20 protein-coding genes are annotated in these 23502 nt (G+C 70.9%); 15 read left to right on the top strand and 5 right to left on the bottom strand.

The features are described from left to right. Positions 1 to 2 precede the first annotated feature (2 nt). Positions 3 to 1064 (top strand): lysophospholipid acyltransferase family protein, encoded by a 1062-nt coding sequence (locus ACFYZQ_RS34805; protein WP_389156732.1) that lies wholly within the window; start codon positions 3 to 5, stop codon positions 1062 to 1064. A 79-nt stretch (positions 1065 to 1143) separates the two neighbouring features. Here the strand turns inward: ACFYZQ_RS34805 and ACFYZQ_RS34800 are convergent, their stop codons facing one another. The 3 genes from ACFYZQ_RS34800 to ACFYZQ_RS34790 all read right to left on the bottom strand — a co-directional run bounded on the left by ACFYZQ_RS34800 (position 1144) and on the right by ACFYZQ_RS34790 (position 4677). Next, the gene (locus ACFYZQ_RS34800) at positions 1144 to 2397 is read right to left on the bottom strand and encodes a DUF5667 domain-containing protein (RefSeq protein WP_389156729.1); all 1254 of its coding nucleotides are present in this window, start codon (positions 2395 to 2397) and stop codon (positions 1144 to 1146) included. A gap of 246 nt (positions 2398 to 2643) precedes the next feature. After that, positions 2644 to 3423, bottom strand: coding sequence for an ECF subfamily RNA polymerase sigma factor, BldN family (locus ACFYZQ_RS34795; protein WP_389156727.1), 780 nt, complete (start codon positions 3421 to 3423; stop codon positions 2644 to 2646). Positions 3424 to 3723: 300 nt separating this feature from the next. After that, complete coding sequence (locus tag ACFYZQ_RS34790; RefSeq protein WP_389156725.1) at positions 3724 to 4677, bottom strand: HAD family hydrolase; 954 nt, start codon at positions 4675 to 4677, stop codon at positions 3724 to 3726. 103 nt (positions 4678 to 4780) lie between these two features. On the opposite strand from ACFYZQ_RS34790, the gene ACFYZQ_RS34785 reads away from it, so the two are divergent. From ACFYZQ_RS34785 to ACFYZQ_RS34725, 13 genes are all read left to right on the top strand, one after another. Next, a complete protein-coding gene (locus ACFYZQ_RS34785) occupies positions 4781 to 5053 on the top strand; it encodes a glutaredoxin family protein (RefSeq protein WP_389156723.1) in 273 nt (90 codons plus the stop codon). 234 nt (positions 5054 to 5287) lie between these two features. Further along, a complete protein-coding gene (locus tag ACFYZQ_RS34780) occupies positions 5288 to 6049 on the top strand; it encodes a redox-sensing transcriptional repressor Rex (protein WP_389156720.1) in 762 nt (253 codons plus the stop codon). Next, positions 6046 to 7761, top strand: coding sequence for a glutamyl-tRNA reductase (locus ACFYZQ_RS34775; RefSeq protein ID WP_389156717.1), 1716 nt, complete (start codon positions 6046 to 6048; stop codon positions 7759 to 7761). Before ACFYZQ_RS34780 ends, ACFYZQ_RS34775 begins: the two co-directional genes overlap by 4 nt. Beyond that, positions 7758 to 8717, top strand: coding sequence for a hydroxymethylbilane synthase (gene hemC / locus ACFYZQ_RS34770; RefSeq protein ID WP_389156714.1), 960 nt, complete (start codon positions 7758 to 7760; stop codon positions 8715 to 8717). The genes ACFYZQ_RS34775 and hemC overlap by 4 nt, the downstream gene beginning before the upstream one ends. Then, entirely contained in the window at positions 8714 to 10423 is a 1710-nt protein-coding gene (locus ACFYZQ_RS34765; protein WP_389156711.1) for a uroporphyrinogen-III synthase, read from the top strand. Before hemC ends, ACFYZQ_RS34765 begins: the two co-directional genes overlap by 4 nt. Positions 10424 to 10645: 222 nt before the next feature. Further along, the gene (locus ACFYZQ_RS34760) at positions 10646 to 11341 is read left to right on the top strand and encodes a DUF998 domain-containing protein (RefSeq protein WP_389156709.1); all 696 of its coding nucleotides are present in this window, start codon (positions 10646 to 10648) and stop codon (positions 11339 to 11341) included. Positions 11342 to 11527: 186 nt separating this feature from the next. Further along, positions 11528 to 12295, top strand: coding sequence for a hypothetical protein (locus ACFYZQ_RS34755; protein WP_389156706.1), 768 nt, complete (start codon positions 11528 to 11530; stop codon positions 12293 to 12295). Between the two features lie 157 nt (positions 12296 to 12452). Then, a complete protein-coding gene (locus ACFYZQ_RS34750) occupies positions 12453 to 12722 on the top strand; it encodes a LuxR C-terminal-related transcriptional regulator (RefSeq protein WP_389156703.1) in 270 nt (89 codons plus the stop codon). A gap of 115 nt (positions 12723 to 12837) precedes the next feature. Continuing rightward, entirely contained in the window at positions 12838 to 13671 is an 834-nt protein-coding gene (locus tag ACFYZQ_RS34745; RefSeq protein ID WP_389156700.1) for a C39 family peptidase, read from the top strand. Then, the gene (locus tag ACFYZQ_RS34740; protein ID WP_389156698.1) at positions 13671 to 14870 is read left to right on the top strand and encodes a hypothetical protein; all 1200 of its coding nucleotides are present in this window, start codon (positions 13671 to 13673) and stop codon (positions 14868 to 14870) included. Before ACFYZQ_RS34745 ends, ACFYZQ_RS34740 begins: the two co-directional genes overlap by 1 nt. Before the next feature lie 78 nt (positions 14871 to 14948). Further along, entirely contained in the window at positions 14949 to 15953 is a 1005-nt protein-coding gene (gene hemB, locus ACFYZQ_RS34735) for a porphobilinogen synthase (RefSeq protein ID WP_389156695.1), read from the top strand. 111 nt (positions 15954 to 16064) lie between these two features. Continuing rightward, entirely contained in the window at positions 16065 to 16967 is a 903-nt protein-coding gene (locus ACFYZQ_RS34730) for an SAM-dependent methyltransferase (protein ID WP_389156692.1), read from the top strand. Positions 16968 to 17081: 114 nt separating this feature from the next. Continuing rightward, entirely contained in the window at positions 17082 to 18290 is a 1209-nt protein-coding gene (locus tag ACFYZQ_RS34725) for a PLP-dependent aminotransferase family protein (protein ID WP_389156689.1), read from the top strand. 63 nt (positions 18291 to 18353) lie between these two features. Here the strand turns inward: ACFYZQ_RS34725 and argS are convergent, their stop codons facing one another. Beyond that, complete coding sequence (gene argS, locus ACFYZQ_RS34720; protein ID WP_389156686.1) at positions 18354 to 20123, bottom strand: arginine--tRNA ligase; 1770 nt, start codon at positions 20121 to 20123, stop codon at positions 18354 to 18356. Between the two features lie 163 nt (positions 20124 to 20286). Here argS and lysS point away from each other — a divergent pair, with 163 nt between their 5' ends. After that, positions 20287 to 22032, top strand: a complete 1746-nt coding sequence (gene lysS, locus ACFYZQ_RS34715; RefSeq protein ID WP_389156769.1) for a lysine--tRNA ligase — start codon at positions 20287 to 20289, stop codon at positions 22030 to 22032. 63 nt (positions 22033 to 22095) lie between these two features. Here the strand turns inward: lysS and ACFYZQ_RS34710 are convergent, their stop codons facing one another. Next, positions 22096 to 23445, bottom strand: coding sequence for a DUF2637 domain-containing protein (locus ACFYZQ_RS34710; RefSeq protein WP_389156683.1), 1350 nt, complete (start codon positions 23443 to 23445; stop codon positions 22096 to 22098). Positions 23446 to 23502: the final 57 nt, after the last annotated feature.

Raw genomic sequence — 23502 nt, 5'->3', positions numbered from 1 at the left:
CGATGGCGGACGCCAAGGTTATTCCGTTCGACGACGACCGGTCCCGCGGGGGCGCCGCGCAGCGGCCGCCGCGGCGCCGGAGCGCGGGGAGCCGGCTCGGGAACGGGGAAGGAGGCGTGGTCCGGGAGGTCCAGCCGCTGCCCAACCGGGCGGCCGAGCCCAAGGACGCCCCCGTGACCAGCGAGGAGACGCCGCTCGAGAAGCCGGCGGCCCCGGGCCCCGCCGGCGACCTGGAGCGGCGTGTCGCCGCCGGCCTGTCCTTCCTGCGCCGCCGGCTCACCGGGGACTACGAGGTCGACGACTTCGGCTACGACGCGGAGCTCACCGACCAGGTCCTGATGTCCCTGCTGCGCCCGGTGTACGAGAAGTACTTCCGGGTCGAGGTGAAGGGCGTCGAGAACATCCCGGCCGAGGGTGGCGCGCTGATCGTCGCCAACCACTCCGGGACGCTGCCGTTGGACGGCCTGATGATGCAGGTCGCCGTGCACGACCACCACCCGGCGAACCGGCACCTGCGGCTGCTCGCCGCCGACCTGGTCTTCGTGCTGCCGGTGGTCAACGAGCTCGCCCGCAAGCTGGGCCACACCCTGGCGTGCGCGGAGGACGCGGAGGGGCTGCTGGGACAGGGCGAACTGGTCGGGGTCATGCCGGAGGGCTTCAAGGGCATCGGGAAGCCCTTCAGCGAGCGTTACAAGCTCCAGCGGTTCGGCCGGGGCGGTTTCGTCTCCACGGCCCTGCGCAAGGGCGTTCCGATCGTCCCCTGCTCGATCGTCGGGGCGGAGGAGATCTACCCGATGCTGGGCAACGCCAAGACCCTGGCGCGGCTCCTCGGCTTCCCGTACTTCCCGCTGACCCCCACCTTCCCGTGGCTGGGTCCGCTGGGTGCGATTCCTCTCCCCACGAAGTGGACGATTCAGTTCGGCGAGCCGATCCCCACGGACGGCTATCCGCCGGAGGCCGCCGAGGACCCGATGCTGATGTTCAACCTGACCGACCAGGTCAGGGAACAGATCCAGCACACGCTGTACAAGTTGCTGGTGCAGCGGCGGTCGGTGTTCTTCTGAGGCTCGCTGTTTCCCCTGAGGGGGCTGGTACGGCGACGGGGGCGCCCCTCGTGGCGTGGGCGCCCCCGCTCTCGTGCCGCTAGTTGTTGCTGCTGCCGCTGCTGCTGCCGCTGTTGTTCTCGCCGTCGATGCCCAGGCCGGGCAGGAGGCCCGGGAGGAGGGGTGGGACGGTGACGTCCGGTGCGGGGATCGGGCCCTTGCTCGTGGACGGGGAGGCGCTGCCGCTGCTCTTCGGCGGGTCGAGCAGGCCGCCCGTACTGCCGTCGATCAGACCGTCGCCGGTGCTGCCGGAGGCGGAGCCGCTGGGGCTGCCGGGGCTCGACTGGTGGCCGGAGGCGGAACCGGCGCCGGGCGTGGTCGACCGGTGCGTGCCGGAGGAGCTGCTGGGCGTCCTGCCCGGGCCCTGCCGCTTGCCGTCGCCGGACTGGGCGGGCTGCTGGGGAAGCAGGGACTGCAGCGGGGCGACCTCTTCGTCTATGGCGTCGAACACCGACGAGACCTGCTGACTGACGTCCCCGAGCTGGACGGGCAGCTTGTCGCGGAGGGCGCCCCACGCCTCGCGGTGGGACCGTGAGAACGCGGAGAGGACCTGGATGGGGCCCAGCGAGTCCGGGTCGCGCTCGTACGCCGCGTGCAGCAGCCGGTGGCCTTCGGACACGTCGTGCCGCATGCCGGACAGCGTGCGGCGGATCTCACCGATGGACTCGTGGTCGAGGTGCCCGCCGCGGCCGCGTTCCATCAGCCGCCGCGCCTCGCCCAGCCGGGTCGAGGCCTGGTCGAGATAGCGCTGACCACGCTCGCTGTCCCCGTCGGACATGTAGTTGAGCTTGAAGTCCTCGATGCCGCGCTTGAGGCCGTACAGCGAGTCGCCGGGCAGGGCGTCGGAACTCGCGGCGGCGACCCCGCCGAACGCCCCCGCGGCCACACCGACGCTCAGCCCGCCCGCGGCGAGTCCCTTGGCCAGCCGTGAACGCGGTCGCAGCTTCCCCAGCGGGCTCGCCCGATGGCCGCCGCGCGCCCGGTGAGCTCGTTGCCCGGGCACCGAAGCGTCCGCCGCCCCGCCCGCGGTGCCCTCCCGCAGCATGGCCTCCATCGCGGCCACCAGCTGAGCCCGCTGGACGACCTTGACGTCGGGGTCGAGCTGCGGCTTGGGCAGCGCGCCGAGACCTCCGGCGAGGGCCAACAGCCGGCCCCGCTCGGTCTGTTCCGCGGTGGCCGGGTCCGGTCGCGCCGGTCCTTCGGTCTGCTCGGCCACCGTGTCCCGGTCGGACTGCTCCTCCAGGGCCTGGGCGAAGGCGTTCGCCCGCCGGTGCGCCGATACGTTCGCGATCACTGGCGGCACCTCCTCTCGTCATGACGGTCGACTCCCCAGGGGGTCCTGAGGGTTGCACGCCCTCGACCGATCCACACGTACGAGTGAGCATGGTCGACCAGGACGTGACCACAGGGAGCCTGTATCCCGAACAACGACTGGCGCGCCACTTGGGTTACGGACGACGGACGGCCGGATCGGAAAGTCAAACGGCTTTCACGCAACGTGAGTTGGGCGTCGCCCAACGTCGCCGCGTGGCGCTCGCGGTCAGCGCGCGTCGTCCGGCAGCAGCCGGGCGAGCGTGCGCACGGCCCGGTACTGGAGGGTCTTGATGGCGCCCTCGTTCTTGCCCATGACCCGGGCGGTCTCGGCGACGGAGAGGCCCTGGAGGAAGCGGAGGGTCACGCACTCCTGCTGCTGGGGGTTGAGCCGTCGTACGGCGTCCAGGAGGGCGGCGTTGGAGAGGGACTCCAGGACCGAGTCCTCGGGGGAGCGCTCGACCTCGTTGGCGTCGAGCATCTCGCCGGTGGTGACCTCGAGGCGGAAGCGGCTGGACTTGAAGTGGTCGGCGACCAGGTTGCGGGCGATGGTGACGAGCCAGGCGCCGAAGTCGCGGCCCTGCCAGGTGAAGGTGCCGATCCGGCGCAGGGCACGCAGAAAGGTCTCACTGGTGAGGTCCTCGGCGGTGGCCCGGCCGCCGACCCGGTAGTAGATGTACCGGTACACCGTGTCGCTGTACTGGTCGTAGAGCCGTCCGAAGGCGTCGGCCTCGCCGGCCTGGGCGCGCTCCACGAGGTCCATCATCCGGGCGCTGTCGCTGTCCGCGGCCGGGCGGCGCGTGCTGGCCGAGCCGGTCGCGCGCCCTCGTCTGCCCACCGCGGCGCCGCCCTCGGCCAGTGCGTAGCACGGGCCTACGGGCGCGGCGGCGGCGAAGGCGGGGACGGCGTACGCGGTGGGGGCGAAGTCGCGCAACGACGCTTTGACCGTCGCGACCGTCGCGCGCAGCGCAGCCAGGCCCGAGGCGTCAACCCCGACGTGTGGGTACACGGGACTCCCAGAGGCAGAGCTTCCATCACGTGCAGTACGGGACCTTTCACCCGTCGTAGCGACGGAGGGGTACCGGATTGCGTCCCAGGAGAATAACGCTTCGTACAGGCGCTGCTACGCCCAGTTGCTCAAATCATCGATTACGTCGCTTCCGTAACCGTTTGACGCCCCTTCGCATGTCGAAGCGTGATCGATTGCTGATCGGAAAGGTGTGGATTTCGGCGAACCGTGGGCGCGTCGGGGTGCGGATGGGGTATCCCCCACCCGACCCGTGTTCGACTGCGCGGGAGGGCGCGTCGGCTACCGGCGGCGCCGGTGCAGGGCGATCGCCGCCGCGGTGCCGCCCGCCACGGCGCCGACACCCGCCGCCGCGGGGATGCCGACCTTCGCCGCCTTGCGGCCGGTGCGGTAGTCCCGCAGGCGCCAGTCCTTGTCCCGGGCGTGCTTGCGCAGCTTGGCGTCCGGGTTGATGGCGTAGGGGTGGCCGACGAGGGAGAGCATCGGGATGTCGTTGTGGGAGTCGCTGTAGGCGGCGCAGCGGGACAGGTCCAGGCCCTCCGCCGCGGCCAGCGCGCGCACCGCCTCCGCCTTGGCGGGGCCGTGCAGGGGCTCGCCGACCAGCTTGCCGGTGTAGACGCCGTCGACCGACTCCGCCACCGTGCCCAGCGCACCCGTCAGGCCCAGCCGCCGCGCGATGACCTGCGCGATCTCCACCGGGGCCGCCGTGACCAGCCACACCTTCTGGCCCGCGTCCAGGTGGGCCTGGGCCAGCGCCCGGGTGCCCGGCCAGATGCGGTCGGCCATGTACTCGTCGTAGATCTCCTCGCCGATCGACTCCAGCTCGGCCACCCGGTGGCCCTTGACGATCGACAGTGCGGAATCGCGCGCGTCCTGCATGTGCTCGGGGTCCTCGACCCCGGCCAGCCGGAACCAGGCCTGCTGCCAGGCGAACTTCGCCAGGTCGCGGGTCTCGAAGAACTTCCGCTTGTACAGGCCCCGCCCGAAGTGGAACAGCGCGGCGCCCTGCATCACCGTGTTGTCCAGGTCGAAGAACGCGGCGGCCTTGTCGTCGCCGAGCACCGGGAACTCCGGTTCCCGGTCCGTGACGTCGGTGTCCTGGGCGTCCGGCACGTCCACGACGTCCAGAAGGTCCTGCGAGGACTTGCGCGCGGCCTCCGCCGAGGCCTCGCCTGCCAACACGCTCCGCGCCGTGGCGGAGCGCCTACGGGGAGTGAGCCATCCGAGAGCGGCCATGGCGTGAGCATAGCCAGTTTGTTCGGGGGTTCCGGCGCGGCGAGGTTGGGACGCTGTGAACTCTCCGCGACCGTGTCGTTAAACCGGCGGGAGAATGGCCCTCATGAGTCCCCTCTTTCGACGTAAGGGCGCGCCGGGCGACCGGCTCGTCACGCTGATCCGGAAGCCCGGCTGCCATCTGTGCGACGACGCGCAGGCCGTGATCGAGAAGGTCTGCGGCGATCTGGGCGTGCCCTGGGAGCAGAAGGACATCACCCAGGACCAGGCGCTTCACGACCAGTACTGGGAGCAGATCCCCGTCGTCCTGGTCGACGGCAGGCAGCACACCTTCTGGCGGGTGGACGAGGGTCGCCTCCGCAAGGAACTGACCGACTAGTCCAAGTCATGCGGAACCTGGCTTAGGATCGATGGCGGCTTGGTCTCGGGGGCGGGAATCACGAGGAGTGTGTCGGTTTTGCCCCCACGAGCGAGGTGCGTGAGCCCGGTCACGTTGGGCGGGCAAAACGGACACCATCTTTGTGCACGCGTTCACAAAGACATAGCCTGCATTCGACGGGGCGGTCTGGGGACGTGTGACCGCCTGCAGCCCCGCTCTACCCGCAGGAGCACCGTGGCAACTGGCCGAACTCACCGACCGGCGACCCGCAGCCGAGGGATTCCCGAGGCCACCGTCGCCAGGCTTCCGCTGTACCTCCGAGCCCTCACGGCACTCTCGGAGCGCTCGGTGCCCACGGTCTCCTCCGAGGAGCTGGCCGCCGCCGCGGGAGTGAACTCCGCGAAGCTGCGCAAGGACTTCTCCTACCTGGGTTCGTACGGAACGCGCGGTGTCGGCTACGACGTCGAGTACCTCGTCTACCAGATCTCCCGCGAGCTGGGCCTGACCCAGGACTGGCCGGTCGTCATCGTCGGTATCGGCAACCTCGGCGCCGCCCTCGCCAACTACGGCGGGTTCGCCTCGCGCGGCTTCCGGGTCGCCGCGCTGATCGACGCCGACCCCGCCATGGCCGGGAAGCCCGTCGCGGGCATCCCCGTGCAGCACAGCGACGAGCTCGAGAAGATCATCACGGACAACGGCGTCTCCATCGGCGTGATCGCCACCCCCGCGGGCGCCGCCCAGCAGGTCTGCGACCGTCTCGTCGCCGCCGGTGTCACCTCCATCCTGAACTTCGCGCCGACCGTCCTGGCCGTCCCCGACGGCGTCGACGTGCGCAAGGTCGACCTCTCCATCGAGCTGCAGATCCTCGCCTTCCACGAGCAGCGCAAGGCCGGCGAGGAGACCGCCGCCGGCGACGGCGCGCTGCCCGCCGCCACCCGCGCCAAGTCCGCCGACCAGGGACCCGACGGGGACGTGCCCGCCGTGATGCCGGCATGAGTCTCCTCGTCGTCGGACTGAGTCACCGCAGCGCCCCGGTCAGCGTCCTCGAACGCGCCGCGCTCTCCACGGACGCCCAGGTCAAGCTGCTGCACGACACGGTCGCCGCCGAACCGGCCACCGAGGCCGCGCTGCTCGCCACCTGCAACCGCATCGAGCTGTACGCCGACGTGGACAAGTTCCACGCCGGTGTCGCCGAGCTGTCCACGCTGCTCGCCCGGCACAGCGGCGTCGGCCTGGACGAGCTCACCCCCTACCTCTACGTGCACTACGAGGACCGGGCCGTCCACCACCTCTTCTCGGTGGCCTGCGGACTGGACTCGATGGTCGTCGGCGAGGGCCAGATCCTCGGCCAGATCAAGGACTCCCTGGCCCGCGCGCAGGACCTGCACACCGCCGGACGCCTGCTCAACGACCTGTTCCAGCAGGCCCTGCGGGTCGGCAAGCGCGCCCACTCCGAGACCGGCATCGACCGCGCCGGCCAGTCCCTGGTCACCTTCGGCCTGGAGCAGCTGGCCCTCGGCACACCGGTCGAGGCCTGGGCCCGCGGCAAGAAGGCCCTGGTCATCGGCGCCGGGTCGATGTCCTCCCTGGCCGCGGCCACGCTCGCGCGCGCCGGGGCCGCCGAGGTCGTCGTCGCCAACCGGACCCAGGACCGAGCCGAACGCCTCGCACAGATCCTCACCGAGGGCGACGACACGGGCGTACGGGCCCGCGCGGTACCGATGGGCGCCGTCGCGTCCGAGCTGACACGTGCCGACATCGCCGTCTCCTGCACCGGGGCGACGGGCCTGGTCCTGTCGGCCGAGGCGATCGCGAACGCGGTCGAGGGCCGCACCGGCGAGTTCACGGCGGCGGACGGCGAGGTCCGTACACCCGCCCCGGCCGACGTACGACCGGCCCAGCCGCCGGCCGCGGGCACCGACGACGGCTGCCCGCTCGACCTGTCCGCCGTACCGGGCGCCACCGGCTTCTCCGTGATGGGGGAGGCCGCCGTCGCCGGCATCGACGCGGCGACGCTCGAGCAGCACGGCGCCTGGGTGGACAACGCCACCGTCGACCGCCGGGGCGCCACCCGCCGCGGCCCCGAGGCCGACGCCGAGCTGATCACCGCGCTCGCCGCGACCGTCGCCGGCGGCGGCCGCATCCCCGAGCGCCGCAGGCCCGAGCCGGCCGCGGAGATACCCCGTCCCGCCCCCGCGCTCTTCCTCCTCGACCTGGCGATGCCCCGCGACATCGACGCGGCCGTGCACCGATTGGCCGGAGTGCGGCTCGTGGACATAGAGTCGCTGGCCGAGGCTTCCGCCGACGCACCGATGGCGGCCGACGTCGACCAGGTACGCCGTATCGTCTCCGACGAGGTCGCCGCCTTCGGTGCCGCTCAGCGAGCCGCGCACATCACGCCGACCGTGGTCGCCCTGCGCACCATGGCCGCCGACGTGGTCTCCAGCGAGATCGCCCGGCTCTACGGACGGCTGCCCGACCTGGACGACCGCCAGCGCGGCGAGATCCGCCAGGCCGTGCACCGCGTCGTCGACAAGCTGCTGCACGCGCCGACCGTCCGGGTCAAGCAACTCGCGGCCGAGCCCGGCGGCGCCGGGTACGCGGACGCGCTGCGCACCCTGTTCGACCTCGACCCCGAGACGGTGGCCGCCGTCTCCCGGGCCGACCACGACTCCGAGAAGAACGGCAAGAACCGAGGGCCAGCATGAGTACCAAGGCACTGAGACTCGGGACCAGGCGGAGCAGGCTCGCCATGGCCCAGTCCGGGCAAGTGGCGGATGCCGTGAGCCAGGTGACCGGGCGGCCCGTCGAGCTCGTCGAGATCACCACGTACGGCGACGTCTCCCGCGAACACCTCGCCCAGATCGGCGGCACCGGCGTCTTCGTCACCGCGCTGCGCGACGCCCTGCTCAAGGGCGAGGTCGACTTCGCGGTGCACTCGTTGAAGGACCTGCCGACCACGCAGCCCGGGGAACTGGCGCTGGCCGCCATACCGGTCCGCGAGGACCCGCGGGACGTGATCGTCGCCCGGGACGCGCTGAAGTTCACCGACCTCCCCCGCGGCGCCCGCATCGGCACCGGCTCGCCGCGCCGCATGGCGCAACTGAACGCGTACGCGCGCACCCACGGACTGGACATACGCACGGTCCCGATCCGCGGCAACGTGGACACGCGCATCGGATACGTCCGCGACGGCGAACTCGACGCCGTCGTCCTCGCCGCCGCCGGCCTGAGCCGGATAGGCCGGATCGACGAGGTGACCGACTTCCTGTCGGTCGACACCGTTCTGCCCGCCCCCGGCCAGGGGGCACTGGCGATCGAATGCGCCGCGGACGACGCGGACCTGATCGCCGCACTCGGCGTACTCGACGACCCCTTCACCCGGGCCGCCGTGACCGCCGAACGGTCCCTGCTCGCCGCCCTGGAAGCCGGCTGCAGCGCCCCTGTGGGCGCACTGGCCGACTTGCTGGCCGACGGGCAGATTGTCAAGGAAATGCGCCTGCGCGGCGTCGTCGGCACCCCCGACGGCACCCGCACGGTGCAGATGTCCACCACCGGTCCCGTGCCCGGGACACATGACCAGGCAACGGAGCTCGGTCGCGAACTCGCCACCGAGATGCTTGCCCAGGGCGCGGCCGGTCTGATGGGGGAGCGAGCACATTGAGCCCCACCACCCTTCCCGCCGCCGGTCCGGAACACGGGCACGTCACCTTCCTCGGTGCCGGACCCGGGGATCCGGGACTGCTGACTCTGCGCGCCGTGGAGGCGCTGGCGAACGCGGACGTCCTCGTCGCCGAACACGACGTGCTCGACGTGATCCGCGCGCACGCCAGGCAAGGCGTCTCCGTCGTGCATACGGACACGGATCCTTCCGGGGACACGTATCCGCCCACGGGCACACCTCAGCTGACGGTCGTTGACGGCACGTCAGCAACCGCAGCCGTCCCGCCCGCGCGGGATGCCGCTCATCTTGTCATGGAGGCCGCGCGGGGCGGCAGGCGGGTCGTCCGTGCGGTGTCCGGGGACCCCGGACTCGACACGTACGCGGCCGAGGAGATGCTCGCCTGCGCCTCCGCCGGGGTGCCCTTCGAGGTCGTCCCCGGCATCGCGACCGCCGTCGGCGTACCCGCGTACGCCGGTGTGCCGCTGCGCGACGCGCAGGGCGCGGACGTCCGGTTCGTGGACGCCCGTACGGCGTCCGACCGCTGCTGGACCGAGGTGGGCGCCTCCGACGGCACGGTCGTGGTCTCCACCACGCTGGACTCCGTGGCCGCCGCCGCGGGCGAACTGGTGGCGGCCGGCCGCAAGCCGGACACCCCGCTGACGGTCACCATCGCCGGTACGACCACCCGCCAGCGCACCTGGACGGCGACTCTCGGCACGATCGCGCAGACCTTCAAGCAGGCCAAGGTGCTGCCGTCACCCGAGGGCGGCCGGCCGGTGATAGCCGTGGTCGGCGAGCGCTCCGCCACCGCCCAGCGCGACCAGCTCTCCTGGTTCGAGTCCAAGCCCCTGTTCGGCTGGAAGGTCCTCGTGCCGCGCACCAAGGAGCAGGCGGTGTCGCTCTCCGACCAGCTGCGCTCCTACGGGGCCGTCCCCCACGAGGTGCCGACCATCGCGGTCGAACCGCCGCGCACGCCGCAGCAGATGGAGCGGGCGGTCAAGGGCCTGGTAACGGGCCGCTACGAGTGGATCGCGTTCACCTCGGTCAACGCGGTCAAGGCCGTCCGGGAGAAGTTCGAGGAGTACGGCCTCGACGCGCGCGCCTTCGCGGGCATCAAGGTGGCCGCGGTGGGCGAGCAGACCGCCAAGGCGCTGGTCGCCTTCGGCGTGAAGCCCGACCTGGTCCCGAGCGGTGAGCAGTCGGCGGCCGGCCTCCTGGAGGACTGGCCCCCCTACGACCCGGTCTTCGACCCGATCGACCGCGTGTTCCTCCCGCGGGCGGACATCGCCACGGAGACCCTGGTCGCCGGCCTCATCGAGCTCGGCTGGGAGGTCGACGACGTCACGGCCTACCGCACGGTCCGCGCCTCGCCGCCCCCGGCGGAGACCCGCGAGGCCATCAAGGGCGGCGGCTTCGACGCGGTGCTCTTCACCTCCTCCTCCACGGTCCGCAACCTGGTCGGCATCGCCGGCAAGCCGCACAACGTGACGGTGATCGCCTGCATCGGCCCGGCCACGGCCAAGACGGCCGAGGAACACGGCCTGCGCGTCGACGTCATGGCCCCCGAACCGTCCGTCCTGAAGCTGGCGGAGGCCCTGGCCGACTTCGGCATGAAGCGCCGCGCCGCCGCCCTCGAGGCGGGGGACCCGGTGACGCGTCCGAGCGAGCGTCGGCCGGGGGCGCGGAGGCGGCGGTCGACGACCTAGCCGTGTCCCGCGGTCTGCCATGAGCAGGAGCCCGAACGCCCCGCCGTCCCGAAGAGGGGACGGCGGGGTGTTCTCATGACGACGCGGACCGCTGTGAACCCTTTGCCGTGGCCGCCACGTGGGGTCTGCCCCACCTCGTGACCGGGGGCTTGCCGGAGTGCCCGAGGCCGGTCGTTCATGATCCGCTGTTCGTACGTGAAACGTGCGGGAGAAAGTGGACAGTTGAAGACTCGGATCGGATACCTCGCCTGGATCGCGGGTGTGGTGCAGTTCTTCGTGGCCCAGGTGGTCGTCGGGGCGGCCTGGACCAGGCCGTACAGCTGGGCGCGGAACAACATCAGCGACTTGGGCAACGCCCACTGTGCCATGCAGTCGGAACCCGAGCCCCGCTACATCTGCTCGCCCGAGCACGGCCTGATGAACGCCTCGTTCGTAGCCCTGGGAACGCTGCTCGTCGTCGGCGTCGTCTTGGCCGGGGCTCTGTGGCGCAGAGGCAAGACCGCGATCGTGGCCCGGTGCCTGCTGGGCTGTGCCGGCGTGGGATTCGTGCTGGCCGGGCTGGCACCCGCGGACGTCCACGAGAACCAGCATGCCCTGGGTGCGCTGTTCGTCATGGGCCTGGGCAACATCGGGCTCGTGGTGGCGGGAGCCGGCCTGGCGGACGATGTACCGGGTCCGCTGCGCTGGGCGACCAGCCTGCTGGGAGTGACGGCGATGACGGCCTTCGGGCTCTTCCTCTCCTTCCACTACCTCGGACTCGGGATGGGGGGCATGGAACGGGTGGCGGCGTTCCCGCTGTTGGTCTGGGCGCTGTCAGCCGGTGTGCGGGGCCTGGTCCACCGGGCGACCCGCGTGCAGGGCGCGCCGCCGGCTTCAGGCCCGGCGGACGCCGTGGGCGCCGGCCGGCCTTCCAGGTGATCCTGTAATCGCTGAGCCCGTTCCGCCACGCCCCGCTCGGGCCGACAGGGCGCCGGAAAGCCGGGTCCGGAGTGCTTGCCCATGGGGCCGATGGGTGCTCAGGCGGGAAACGACGACACGGGAGCCGTTGGCCCCCAGATCGCGGAGGGCCCGCCGCGCCGTCACAGGTCTGCGATGCTGGCCCGCATGGGTGAGGGAGAGCGGGAGGGGCGCGCCGGGGTGGGTCACTGGTTGCGGCGCCGTGCCGGCGCGGTGGTGCTGACGTGCGTCGGCATCGGGCTCGCGGTCGTGCACGTTCTGGCGCCCGGCCTGCGGATCGACGGGGTCACGGTGATGCTGCTGGTGGTGGCCGTGGTGCCGTGGCTCGGGGAGCTGTTCCGGAGCATCGAGGTGCCGGGCATCGGAAAGATCGAGTTCCGGGACATCGAGCGCAGGATCGAGGCCGTCCAGCGCACGGCGAACGCGGCACTCGTCGGTGACGGTCCTGACCGCGGGGCCGTGGACGACACCGCGGCCTGGGAAGTGGTCCGGGAACTGGCCGCCGAATACGTCAACGTACGCCTGGAGCAGCGCAGCGGCCCGGCGCGGAACCACCGGATGGACCAGATCTTCGCCCGCCTGGTGCGTGCGACGCAGCGTGTCCGCGACTTCGACGCCGGTGAGGTGCTGGGCTCCCAGGACGCCGGACTGCGCTTGGCGGCCTACGCGCGCCTGTACGGGCTGCCCGAGCCGGAGGCGCTGGGCGCGCTGGTCGACGCGGCGGTCGTCGAGCCGCTCCCCTTCAACCAGTACTGGGGGCTTCGGGCCGTAGCCCAGTGTGTGGACGACATGGCAGTGGAGGACGTTCCGCTCAGCGTGGTCCGCCGCTTGGACGAGTTCCGTTCCCGGGCGTCTCGCGCCAATGACCGCAAGGAGATCGTGGATCGCGTGCTCGCGGGGCTCGGCGGACACTGAGGGCGGACGGCCGGGCACGTGCGGAGAACGCCCCGTCCCAGGAGCTCGGCAGTTTCCGTGACCTCCGACATACATGACCACTCAAGCCATCCTCACGTCATGTCCATGCTTGACTGGCATGGGTGCGGGGTGCGGGGTGCGGGGTGAGGGGGAGTGCATGAGCTACGGGGGCCTGCCACTCGATGGGATCGTCGCGGGGCATCGCGCCAGAGCGCGTCTGCTGTCACGGCTCAGTCCGCGCCAGCGGCAGGTCGCCGAGCTGGTGGCGGGCGGGCTGAGCGATCCGGAGATCGCCGGCCGGTTGTTGATCAGTAGGCGGACGGCGCGGGCGCATGTGGCAGATGTGCTGCGGCATCTGGAGGCGACCAGCCGAGTGGAGATCGCGTGCGCGGTGGTGCTGGCTCAAGTCCTCGGCAGCATCGGGTAATTACTGATCAGTAACTGGCTGACAGGCCGATGTGCCGCTGCTTCTCGCCCGTTTGACTGTCGCGACGACTTGATCAACGGCGCTCTTGACAGCGCTTTCTCAAGGGGGAGAAACCATGCCTGGACGTCGCCGACTGGCCCTGGTGGGCGCGCTGACCGCCGGTCTGCTCACCACCGGCCTCGCGACAGGCCCCGCCTTCGCCGCCGACGACTCCGAGGGGCCCGACGACACCGACGCCTCGTCGACGGAGATGGCCACGTCGAACGCCATCTCCGGGGCGATCACGGACGCCGCTGACGACGCCGCGTCGGACACCGAGGGCAAGGACGCCGTGAGCGCCAAGGCCTGGCGGGTGGCGGCCGAGACGGTCGGGCTGCCGGACGACGACGCCACCGCGACGGATGCGAGCGGTGCGACCGCCGCCGTCACGTACAAGACGCTCACCATCACCACGCAGATGCAGAAGCGCTCGTACTGGTGCGGTCCGGCCGCCGGACGCGCCACGCTCACCGCCTTCGGTGTCACCAAGGACCAGGGCGCGATGGCCGCTTCCATGCACACGACCGTCGCCGGCACGTACGCCTCGAAGATCTACCCGGCCCTGAACACCTACGAGAGTCGCAACCACTACTACGACGACAAGACCACGAAGAGCGCGAAAGACCTCTTCGCCCGCACAAAGGTCGATGTCGGCAGCGCCTTCAAGGCCCCGCTGATCCCGCTGGTGCAGGGACACTCCCTGCCGATGTGGAACAACGTCGGCTACCACGGGCTGCACTTCATCAGCCTCTACGGCTACGGCAGTGACGGCGTCTCCATCAAGTACTTCGACCCGATCGACGCCACCGCCCTGTACGGTCGTCACGTGGTCAACCGCAAGTACGTGTACGCCGCGATGAACGCCAGGTACGACAACGACGGCAAGGCCGACAATGAGCTGGTGTGGTAATGCTCCGACGCTCTCGGCTGGTGGTGCCGCTGCTGTGCGCGGCGGCACTGCTGGTCTCCGGATGCGATGGCAACTCCGCCGCTGTCGAACGGAGTTCGGACTCGACGACCGCGCTGAGTTCCCTGCGGCTGAAGCCGGTCTCCCCGGTGCCGAACGTCTTGGCCGACCTCGCGCCCGACGGCACCTTCGGCATGCCCAGAGGCTGGAACATCGGAGGCACCGGCGTGGTCAGGTCCGGAAAGGAGCTGGCCTTCCTGGCCATCCCGCCCAGCGAGCAGGACTCCGACGGGCAGGCCTCGCAGACCTGGGTGGTGGACTCCGGCACCGGCAAGGTGCGGCGTTACCAGCAGCCACCGTCCGGCTGGGCGGCGGCCACGGTCACCTTGGGGTCGGGCTGGTTGCTCCGCGTGCAGAGCCGCCAACTTGACGGCACGGCTTGCGGGGAAGCCAAGTCAGAGGTCTCGGACTGCTACAGCTGGCGGCTTTACGGCCAGCCCCTCACGTCCCGCAAGCCCGTGCTGCTCGCCCAGTCGGCGCACGCCGGCTCCCAGAGCCTGGTGCCGCACCCGCTGGCCGACAACGGCTCCTTCGTGTGGGAGCAGGCCCTGACCGCGGGCAGGACGGGCGTCTTCCGCTGGACCCCGGGCAAGGGCAAGGCCGTACGCCTCCTGACCCGGAACAGCCTCGGCCAGCTGGATGTGGACGGCACCACGCTCTACCTCACCGAGGGCAAGGCCTCGCAGGACGGCGGGACGAGCACCCGTACCACCTACCGTCTGCGCTTCAGGCAGCAGTCGGCGGTGGCCGACAAGGTGGCTGCGTTCACCGGCAGTGGCGGCTTCGCCATCCGGGGAGGGCACATCGCCTACTACCCGCGTGCCGGCGACCGGAACGCCAGGATCAAGGTGCTCACGATCGGCGCCAGGACCGCCCCGATCGAGGTCGGCAAGACGCTCAACGGCTTCTACACGGTCGACTGGATCACCAAGGACCGCCTGGTGACCTGGTCGATCAGCGGCTATGCCCTGAACGACGTGCGCCGGCCCACCAAGGCGACCGTCTTCGCGGCCGACGCGGTCGGGCTCGGCGTTCCGAGGGGCTACGACAACACGCTCTACGTCGTCTACGACCCGTACCAGTTCGCGCAGTCCCGGGGGACCAAGCCGACGGTCCTGGCCTGGCGGCACTCCTCCTCGTGACCCCCGGCCCGGGGAGCCGTCCCCGGGCCGACTGGGCGTCGGCAAAGGCACGGGGTCGGCGGGCGTAGCGTAGAGGGCATGACGAAGTACGGATCCTTTCCCGGTACGCGTCCCCGGCGGCTGCGGACCTCGCCCGTCATGCGGCGGATGGTCGCCGAGACGCGGCTGCACCCCGCCGACTTCATCCTCCCGGCGTTCGTCCGGGAGGACGTGAGCGAGCCCGTGCCGATCGCCGCCATGCCCGGTGTCGTACAGCACACCCGGGACAGTCTGAAGAAGGCGGCGGCGGAGGCCGTGGCGGCCGGGATCTCGGGGATCATGCTGTTCGGCGTGCCCGAGGAGAGCAAGAAGGACGCTCTCGGGACGCCGGGGACCGATCCGGACGGGATTCTCCAGGTCGCGATCCGTGATGTGCGGGCCGAGGTCGGGGACGAGCTGCTCGTCATGTCCGACCTGTGTCTCGACGAGACCATCGACCACGGCCACTGCGGGGTGCTCGACGAGCAGGGGCGGGTCGACAACGACGCCACCCTGGAGCGGTACGCCGAGATGGCCCAGGTCCAGGCCGACGCCGGCGCCCACGTGGTCGGCCCCAGCGGCATGATGGACGGTCAGATCGGCGTCGTCCGCGACGCGCTCGACCAGATCGGCCGCGAGGACGTCGCGATCCTCGCCTACACCGCCAAGTACTCCTCCGCCTTCTACGGCCCCTTCCGCGAGGCCGTCGCCTCCTCCCTCAAGGGCGACCGCAAGACCTACCAGCAGGACCCCGCGAACTGGCGTGAGTCCCTGCGGGAACTGGAGCTGGACCTGGAGGAGGGCGCCGACATGGTGATGGTCAAGCCCGCCGGCCCCTACCTCGACATCCTCGCCCGCGTCGCGGACGCCGTGGACGTGCCCGTCGCCGCCTACCAGATCTCCGGCGAGTACTCGATGATCGAGGCCGCCGCCGAGAAGGGCTGGGTCGACCGGGACCGGGCGATCCTGGAGACACTGACCGGCATCAAGCGGGCCGGCGCGCGGAACATCCTCACCTACTGGGCTACCGAGGCCGCGCAGAAGCTGGGGCGGGGCGACTGGTAGGCGACTCGGCCGCCGGGGGAGCCGCGGGAACCATCAAGTCTCCCCGGTAGTTGGCAGGTTACTCAGTGGTTGTCCGCTGAACGACCGACCGACTGCCAGGGAGATGCCCCTATGTCCGGCGATGCCCTCAGCCACGACCCCGCCGAGCTGAGAAGGAGGATGGACACCACCAAGGCCCATCCGGCCCGGGTCTACGACGTCTTCCTCGGCGGCAAGGACAACTACCCCGTCGACCGTGACGCGGCCGCCGCCGCGCTCGCCGCCAACCCCCGCGGCTACCTCGACGTACGGCACAACCGCGACTTCATGCGCCGCGCCGTCACCACGCTGACCGAGCTGGACGGCATCCGCCAGTTCCTCGACATCGGCACCGGCCTGCCCACCGCGGAGAACGTCCACCAGATCGCCCAGCGGACCCACCCCGACGCACGGGTCGTCTACGTCGACAACGACCCCGTCGTCCTCACGCACGCACGAGCCCTGCTCACCAGCGGACCCGAGGGACGAACGGACTACATCGACGCCGACCTCAAGGACCCCGCGCACATACTCGAACAGGCCGCGAAGACGCTCGACTTCGACCAGCCGATCGCACTGTGCCTCGTGGCCGTCCTGCACTTCGTCGAGGACGAGGAGGCCCGGCCCATCGTGCGCGGGCTCGTCGAGGCGCTGCCCGCCGGCAGCCGGCTGGTCCTCAGCCACCTCACCGAGGACCTCAACCCCGAGAACATCCGCGCGGTGCAGCGGACGTACACCGAACGCGGCTTCACCTTCGTGCTGCGTTCCAAGGCCGAGGTCGAGCGGTTCTTCACGGACACCGGCCTGGAGCTCGCCGACCCGGGTGTCGTCCCGGCCCACCACTGGCGCCCCGACAACGCCGCCCCCGTCCCCGAGCAGCCGGAGCCGGGCCACCTGGCAACCCTCGACGCCATCGACAAGGTCCGGTACGCCGACATCAACGACGTCACGGACGCCGACATCAACGTGTACGCGGCCGTCGGCAACAAGCCCTGAACCGGGCCGCAGCGTGCTGTCGCGTCCGCATCACGGAAACCTGCCTGTAGACAGCACGTACATCCCTAGGCTGCGGGTACGAGACGTCGCCGCAGCAGCCGAAGGAGCCGTGCCATGACGGTCACCGAGCCCGCGCCCAACCCCGCCCCCGTGCCGCCGCTCGCGGCGCGGACCCGCTCGATCGGCGGCTCCCCCGTACGGGACATCCTCGCCGTCACCGCCCGCCCCGAGGTCGTCAACTTCGCGGGCGGGCTGCCGGCACCCGAGCTGTTCGACACGGACGGGATCGCTCACGCGTACCGCGCGGTGCTCGCCGAGGCGCCCGCACAGGCCCTCCAGTACTCCACGACGGAAGGCGAGCCCGCGCTGCGGACCGCGCTCGCCGCCCGCACGACCGCGCGCGGCCTGACCACGGACCCCGACGACATCCTCGTCACCACCGGCTCGCAGCAGGCCCTCTCCCTGCTCGCCACCGCCCTCCTCGAACCCGGCGACACCGTCCTTGTCGAAAACCCCTGCTACCTGGCGGCACTCCAAGCCTTCGGCTTCGCGGGCGCGAGGATCCTGCCCGTGCCGTCGGACGCCGACGGTGTCGATCCCGAGGCACTGGAGGAACTGGTGGCGCGCGAACACCCCAAGCTGCTCTACACCGTCCCCACCTTCCAGAACCCCACCGGCCGCACCATGCCGGCCGCACGCAGAGCGGCGGTCGCGGCCGTCGCCGCCCGGCACGGCCTGTGGATCATCGAGGACGACCCGTACGGGGAACTCCGCTTCGAGGGCGAACGCCTGCCGTGGATCGCCTCGTACCCCGGCGCCGAGGACCGTGCCGTCCTGCTCGGCAGCTTCTCCAAGGTCATGGCACCCGGCATGCGCCTCGGATGGCTGCGCGCGCCCGCCGAGCTGCGCCGGGCCTGCGTGATCGCCAAGCAGGCGGCCGACCTGCACACCCCGACGGTCAATCAGCTCGCCGCCGCCCGCTACCTGGCCGACAACGACCTGGACGCCCACATCGCCCGGGTCGCCGCCGCGTACCGCGACCGCCGCGACGCCATGCTCGCGGCCCTGCCGGCAACCCTGCCGCAGGGCTCGACGTGGAACCACCCCGAGGGAGGCATGTTCCTCTGGGCCAGGCTCCCGGACGCGTACGACACCACGGCCCTGCTCCCACGCGTGGTCGAGCACAACGTGGCCTACGTCCCCGGCGCCCCCTTCTACGCCGGCGACCCCGACCGCTCGACCCTCCGCCTGTGCTTCGTGACCCCGACCCCGGACGAGATCACGGAGGGGCTGGGGAGGCTGGCGGAGGGGCTGGGCATCTGAGGCCGGGGTTGGGTGGCGGCCCGTGGGGCCGCCAACGCCCTGTCTTTTCCCGGGCCCCACGCCTCAGAGGCGCTCGGGCGTCCTGATCCCCAGCAGGGCCATGCCCTGGTGCAGGGTGCGGGCCGTCAGGTCGACCAGGAAGAGGCGGTTCTCGACCTGCTCGGGCGTGTCCGCCTTCAGGACCGGGCACTGGTCGTAGAAGGTCGTGAGCAGCGACGCCAGCTGGTACAGGTACGCCGCCAGCTTGTGCGGCTCGTACGTCGCCGCCACCTCCAGCACCGTCTCCGCGAACTGGTCCAGGTGCAGGCCGAGGGCCCGCTCCGCGGGGGCCAGTTCGAGCTCCGGGTGGGCCGCCGGGCTCGCCTCGCCCGCCTTGCGGAGGATGGACTGGATGCGGGCGTAGGCGTACTGGAGGTAGACGGACGTGTCGCCGTTCAGCGAGACCATCTGGTCCAGGTCGAACTTGTAGTCCCGGACCGCGGAGGTGGACAGGTCCGCGTACTTCACCGCGCCGATGCCGACGTACCGGCCGTTCTCGGTGATCTCGTCCTCCGCCAGGCCCACCTTCTCGGCCTTCTCCCGGACGACCGCCGTGGCCCGGTCGACGGCCTCGTCGAGGAGGTCCTGCAGCTTGACCGTCTCGCCCTCACGCGTCTTGAACGGCTTGCCGTCCTTGCCGAGGACCGTGCCGAAGGCCAGCTGGTGCGCCTTGACGTCCTCGCCCAGCCAGCCCGCCCGGCGGGCGGTCTCGAAGACCATCCGGAAGTGCAGGGACTGCCGGGCGTCCACCACGTACAGGAGCGTGTTCGCCTTCAGGCCGAAGACGCGGTCGCGGATCGCGGAGAGGTCGGTGGCCGCGTAGCCGTACCCGCCGTCGGACTTCTGCACGATCAGCGGCACCGGGTTGCCGTCCGGGCCCTTGACGTCCTCGAAGAACACGCACAGGGCGCCCTCCGAGCGGACCGCCACCCCCGACTCCTCCAGGAGGCGGCAGGTCTCCGCCAGCATGTCGTTGTAACCCGACTCGCCGACGATGTCCGGGTCCCGGATCTCCATGTCCAGCTTCTCGAAGACGGAGAAGAAGTAGATCTTCGACTCGTCCACGAACTTCTGCCACATGGCGAGGGTGTGCGGCTCGCCGGCCTGGAGGTCCACCACCCGGCGCCGGGCACGGGTCTTGAACTCCTCGTCGGAGTCGAACAGCTTGCGCGCCGCCTTGTAGAGGCGGTCGAGGTTCGACATCGCCTCGTCACCGGTGACCTGGGCCTGCTTGTGGTCCAGCTCGTGCGGGTGCTCGTCCAGGTACTGGATGAGCATGCCGAACTGGGTGCCCCAGTCGCCGATGTGGTGGCGGCGGACCACGTTCTCGCCGGTGAACTCCAGGAGCTGGACCACCGCGTCGCCGATGACGGCGGACCGCAGATGGCCGACGTGCATCTCCTTCGCCACGTTCGGCTGGGCGTAGTCGATGACCGTCGTGCCCGGGTGCTCGGCGTACGGCACGCCGAGGCGGCCCGTGTCGTCGGCGTAGCGCGCGGCCAGGTTCTCCGTGATCGCCTTGTCGGCGATGGCGATGTTCAGGAAGCCGGGGCCGGAGACCTCGACCTCCTTGATCACGTCACCGGTGGCGATGCGGGAGACGACCTGCGTCGCCAGCTCCCGCGGGTTCGCCTTCGCCTTCTTGGCGAGCGCCAGGATCCCGTTGACCTGGAAGTCGGCCCGGTCGCTTCGTCGCAGCAGCGGGTCCGCGCCGGCGGCCTCCGGCAGGGTGGCCGAGAGGGCGGACGCGAGGTGCTGCTGGACGGAGTCGCTGAGGGACGTGACCGAGGCCATAGGAATGGGTGCCGTTCTCCTCGTGGGGATGGATATACCCGGCCAGTATCCCATGGTGGGTAAAGCGGTTTTCCTGGGCGTGAGTCGGTCTGGGAGAATGGTGCGGTCAGCCGTGCGACCGTACCGGCTGCCCATGGAGCAGAACTCCCAGGACAAAGAGGACGTGCCGATCGTGGCTCAGAGCACCGAGACCACCGACTGGGTCTCCCGTTTCGCGGATGACGTCATCGAGGAGTCGGAGCGTCGGGCCCCGGGCAAACCGGTCGTCGTCGCATCCGGGCTCTCGCCCTCCGGCCCGATCCACCTGGGCAACCTCCGCGAGGTCATGACGCCCCACCTCGTCGCCGACGAGATCCGGCGGCGCGGGTACCAGGTCCGGCACCTGATCTCCTGGGACGACTACGACCGCTACCGGAAGGTCCCCAAGGGCATCGCCGGGGTCGACGAGGAGGCGTGGCAGGAGCACATCGGCAAGCCGCTGACCTCCGTGCCCGCCCCCGAGGGCTCCGCGTACCCGAACTGGGCCGAGCACTTCAAGGCCGCCATGATCGAGTCGCTGGCCGAGCTGGGCGTCGAGTTCGACGGGATCAGCCAGACCGCGCAGTACACCTCGGGCGTGTACCGCGACCAGGTCCTGCACGCCATGAAGCACCGCGGTGACATCGACGCGATCCTCGCCCAGTACCGCACCAAGCCCAAGGCCGCCGCCAAGAAGCAGCAGCAGAAGCCCGTCGACGAGGCCGAGCTGGAGGCCGCCGAGGGCTCCGGCGCGGCCGCCGAGGACGACGGCAGCTCCACCGCCGGGTACTTCCCGTACAAGCCGTACTGCGGCAACTGCGAGAAGGACCTCACGACGGTCACCTCCTACGACGACGACACCACCGAGCTCGCCTACACCTGCACCGCCTGCGGCTTCTCCGAGACCGTCCGGCTGAGCGAGTTCAACCGCGGCAAGCTGGTCTGGAAGGTCGACTGGCCGATGCGGTGGGCGTACGAGGGCGTCGTGTTCGAGCCGTCCGGGGTCGACCACTCCTCCCCGGGCTCCTCCTTCCAGGTCGGCGGGCAGATCGTCGGGATCTTCGGCGGCAAGCAGCCGATCGGGCCGATGTACGCCTTCGTCGGCATCAGCGGCATGGCGAAGATGTCGTCGTCGCGCGGCGGCGTGCCCACCCCGGCCGACGCGCTGCAGATCATGGAGCCGCAGCTGCTGCGCTGGCTGTACGCCCGGCGCAGGCCCAACCAGTCCTTCAAGATCGCCTTCGACCAGGAGATCCAGCGGCTCTACGACGAGTGGGACAAGCTCGCCGGCAAGGTCACCGACGGCTCCGCCCTCCCGGCGGACGTCGCCGCGTACACCCGGGCCGTGGGCACCGCCGCCGGTGAACTGCCGAAGACGCCCCGTCCGCTGCCCTACCGCACCCTCGCCTCCGTCGCCGACATCACCGCCGGCCACCAGGACCAGGCCCTGCGCATCCTGTCCGAGCTCGACCCGGCCAACCCGCTGGGCTCGCTGGACGAGGCACGGCCCCGGTACGACAAGGCCGAGGCCTGGATCAACACCCACGTCCCGGCCGACCAGCGCACCATCGTCCGCGACGAAGCCGACGCCGAACTGCTGAAGTCCCTCGACGAGCCCTCCCAGCAGTCGATCCGCCTGCTGCTCGACGGACTCGCCGACAACTGGTCGCTCGACGGACTGACCCACCTCGTCTACGGCGTGCCCAAGGTCCAGGCCGGGTTCCCCGCCGACGCCACGCCCAAGGAGCTGCCGCCGGAGATCAAGACCGCCCAGCGGTCCTTCTTCGCCCTGCTCTACCACCTGCTCGTCGGCCGCGACACCGGCCCGCGTCTGCCCACGCTGCTGCTCGCGGTGGGACAGGAGCGGGTGCGGGCCCTGCTCGGGGAGTAGGCCGAAGCAGAAAGGCGCCCGGTGCTCTCCAGCACCGGGCGCCTTCGCATGCCATGCCAGGCCCTACGCGATGTGGTCCTCTTCCAGTTCCGCGTTGAAGCGGTTGGAGAAGCGATTCACCATGCGCTTGGCGTCCTGGTCCGGCAACGTGATCCCGTACGTCGCCTCGACCCCGTCCTGGAACTGGCGCGGCGTGGGCAGGCTGCCGTTTATCGACTGGCGGAACACCTGGTAGTACGCCTCCTCGTCCGGCTCCACTGGCGGAGTACCGCCACCCTCACCGAGCTGGCGGGTACGGCCCGGACCGGACGGAATGGGGAAGCTGCCGGTCTCCTCCGGGCCGGGCTGCTGCTGGAACTGCTCCGGCCCCTGCTCCTCGTACCACTCCTCGTACTGCTCCTCCGGCGCGTACTGGAGGTCGTAGGGAGGGCCGAAGGAGGGGTCGGGGACGGGCTCGTAGGCGGGGTCGTAACCACCCTGGTAGTCGACCTCCTTCGGAGCCTGGAACCACGGGCTCTGCTCGGGCCCCTGCGCGCCGTCCGGCTGAGCGGTGCCCTCCGGCTGAGCGGCGGTCTCCGGCTGAGCGGCGCCCCCTGGCTGAGCCGCGTTCTCCGGCTGAGCGGCGCTCTGCCGGGTCAGCTCGGGGCGCTGTCCGGCGGCGGGCGCCACAGGTGCCGCGGTCACGGCCGCGGTCGGCTGCGGCGCCGGAGGCAGCAGCACCGGCTCGATGCCCGCCGCCGCCAGCCCCGCCGGAGCCGTCTCCGCCAGCGGCACCCCGTACCGCGCCAGACGCAGCGGCATCAACGACTCCACCGGAGCCTTCCGCCGCCACGCCCGGCCGAAGCGGGAGTGCAGCCGCGCCCGGTAGACGAGACGTTCCTGCTCCAGCTTGATCACCTGGTCGTAGGAACGCAGCTCCCACAGCTTCATACGACGCCACAGCAGGAACGTCGGCACCGGCGAGAGCAGCCAGCGCGTGATGCGGACGCCCTCCATGTGCTTGTCGGCCGTGATGTCGGCGATCCGGCCGACCGCGTGCCGGGCCGCCTCGACCGCCACCACGAACAGCACCGGGATCACCGCGTGCATGCCCACGCCCAGCGGATCCGGCCAGGCCGCGGCACCGTTGAAGGCGATCGTCGCCGCCGTCAGCAGCCACGCCGTCTGACGCAGCAACGGGAAGGGGATACGGATCCAGGTCAGCAGCAGGTCCAGGGCCAGCAGGACACAGATACCCGCGTCGATGCCGATCGGGAACACATAGGAGAAGTTCCCGAAGCCCTTCTTGATGGCCAGCTCACGGACGGCCGCGTACGAACCGGCGAAGCCGATGCCGGCGATGATCACGGCGCCGGTCACGACCACGCCGATGAGAACGCGGTGCATCCGAGTCAGCTGCAGTGGCGCTGCCACGCGCTACTCCCCTCCCATTGCGTGTTCTTGCGCGCAACAGGGTGGCACACCTGTACG

It is taken from the genome of Streptomyces sp. NPDC001843, assembly GCF_042891955.1.
Classification (GTDB): Bacteria; Actinomycetota; Actinomycetes; order Streptomycetales; family Streptomycetaceae; genus Streptomyces.
The sequence above is the reverse complement of the archived record's forward strand: the minus strand, read 5'-3'. Positions and strand labels throughout refer to the sequence as shown.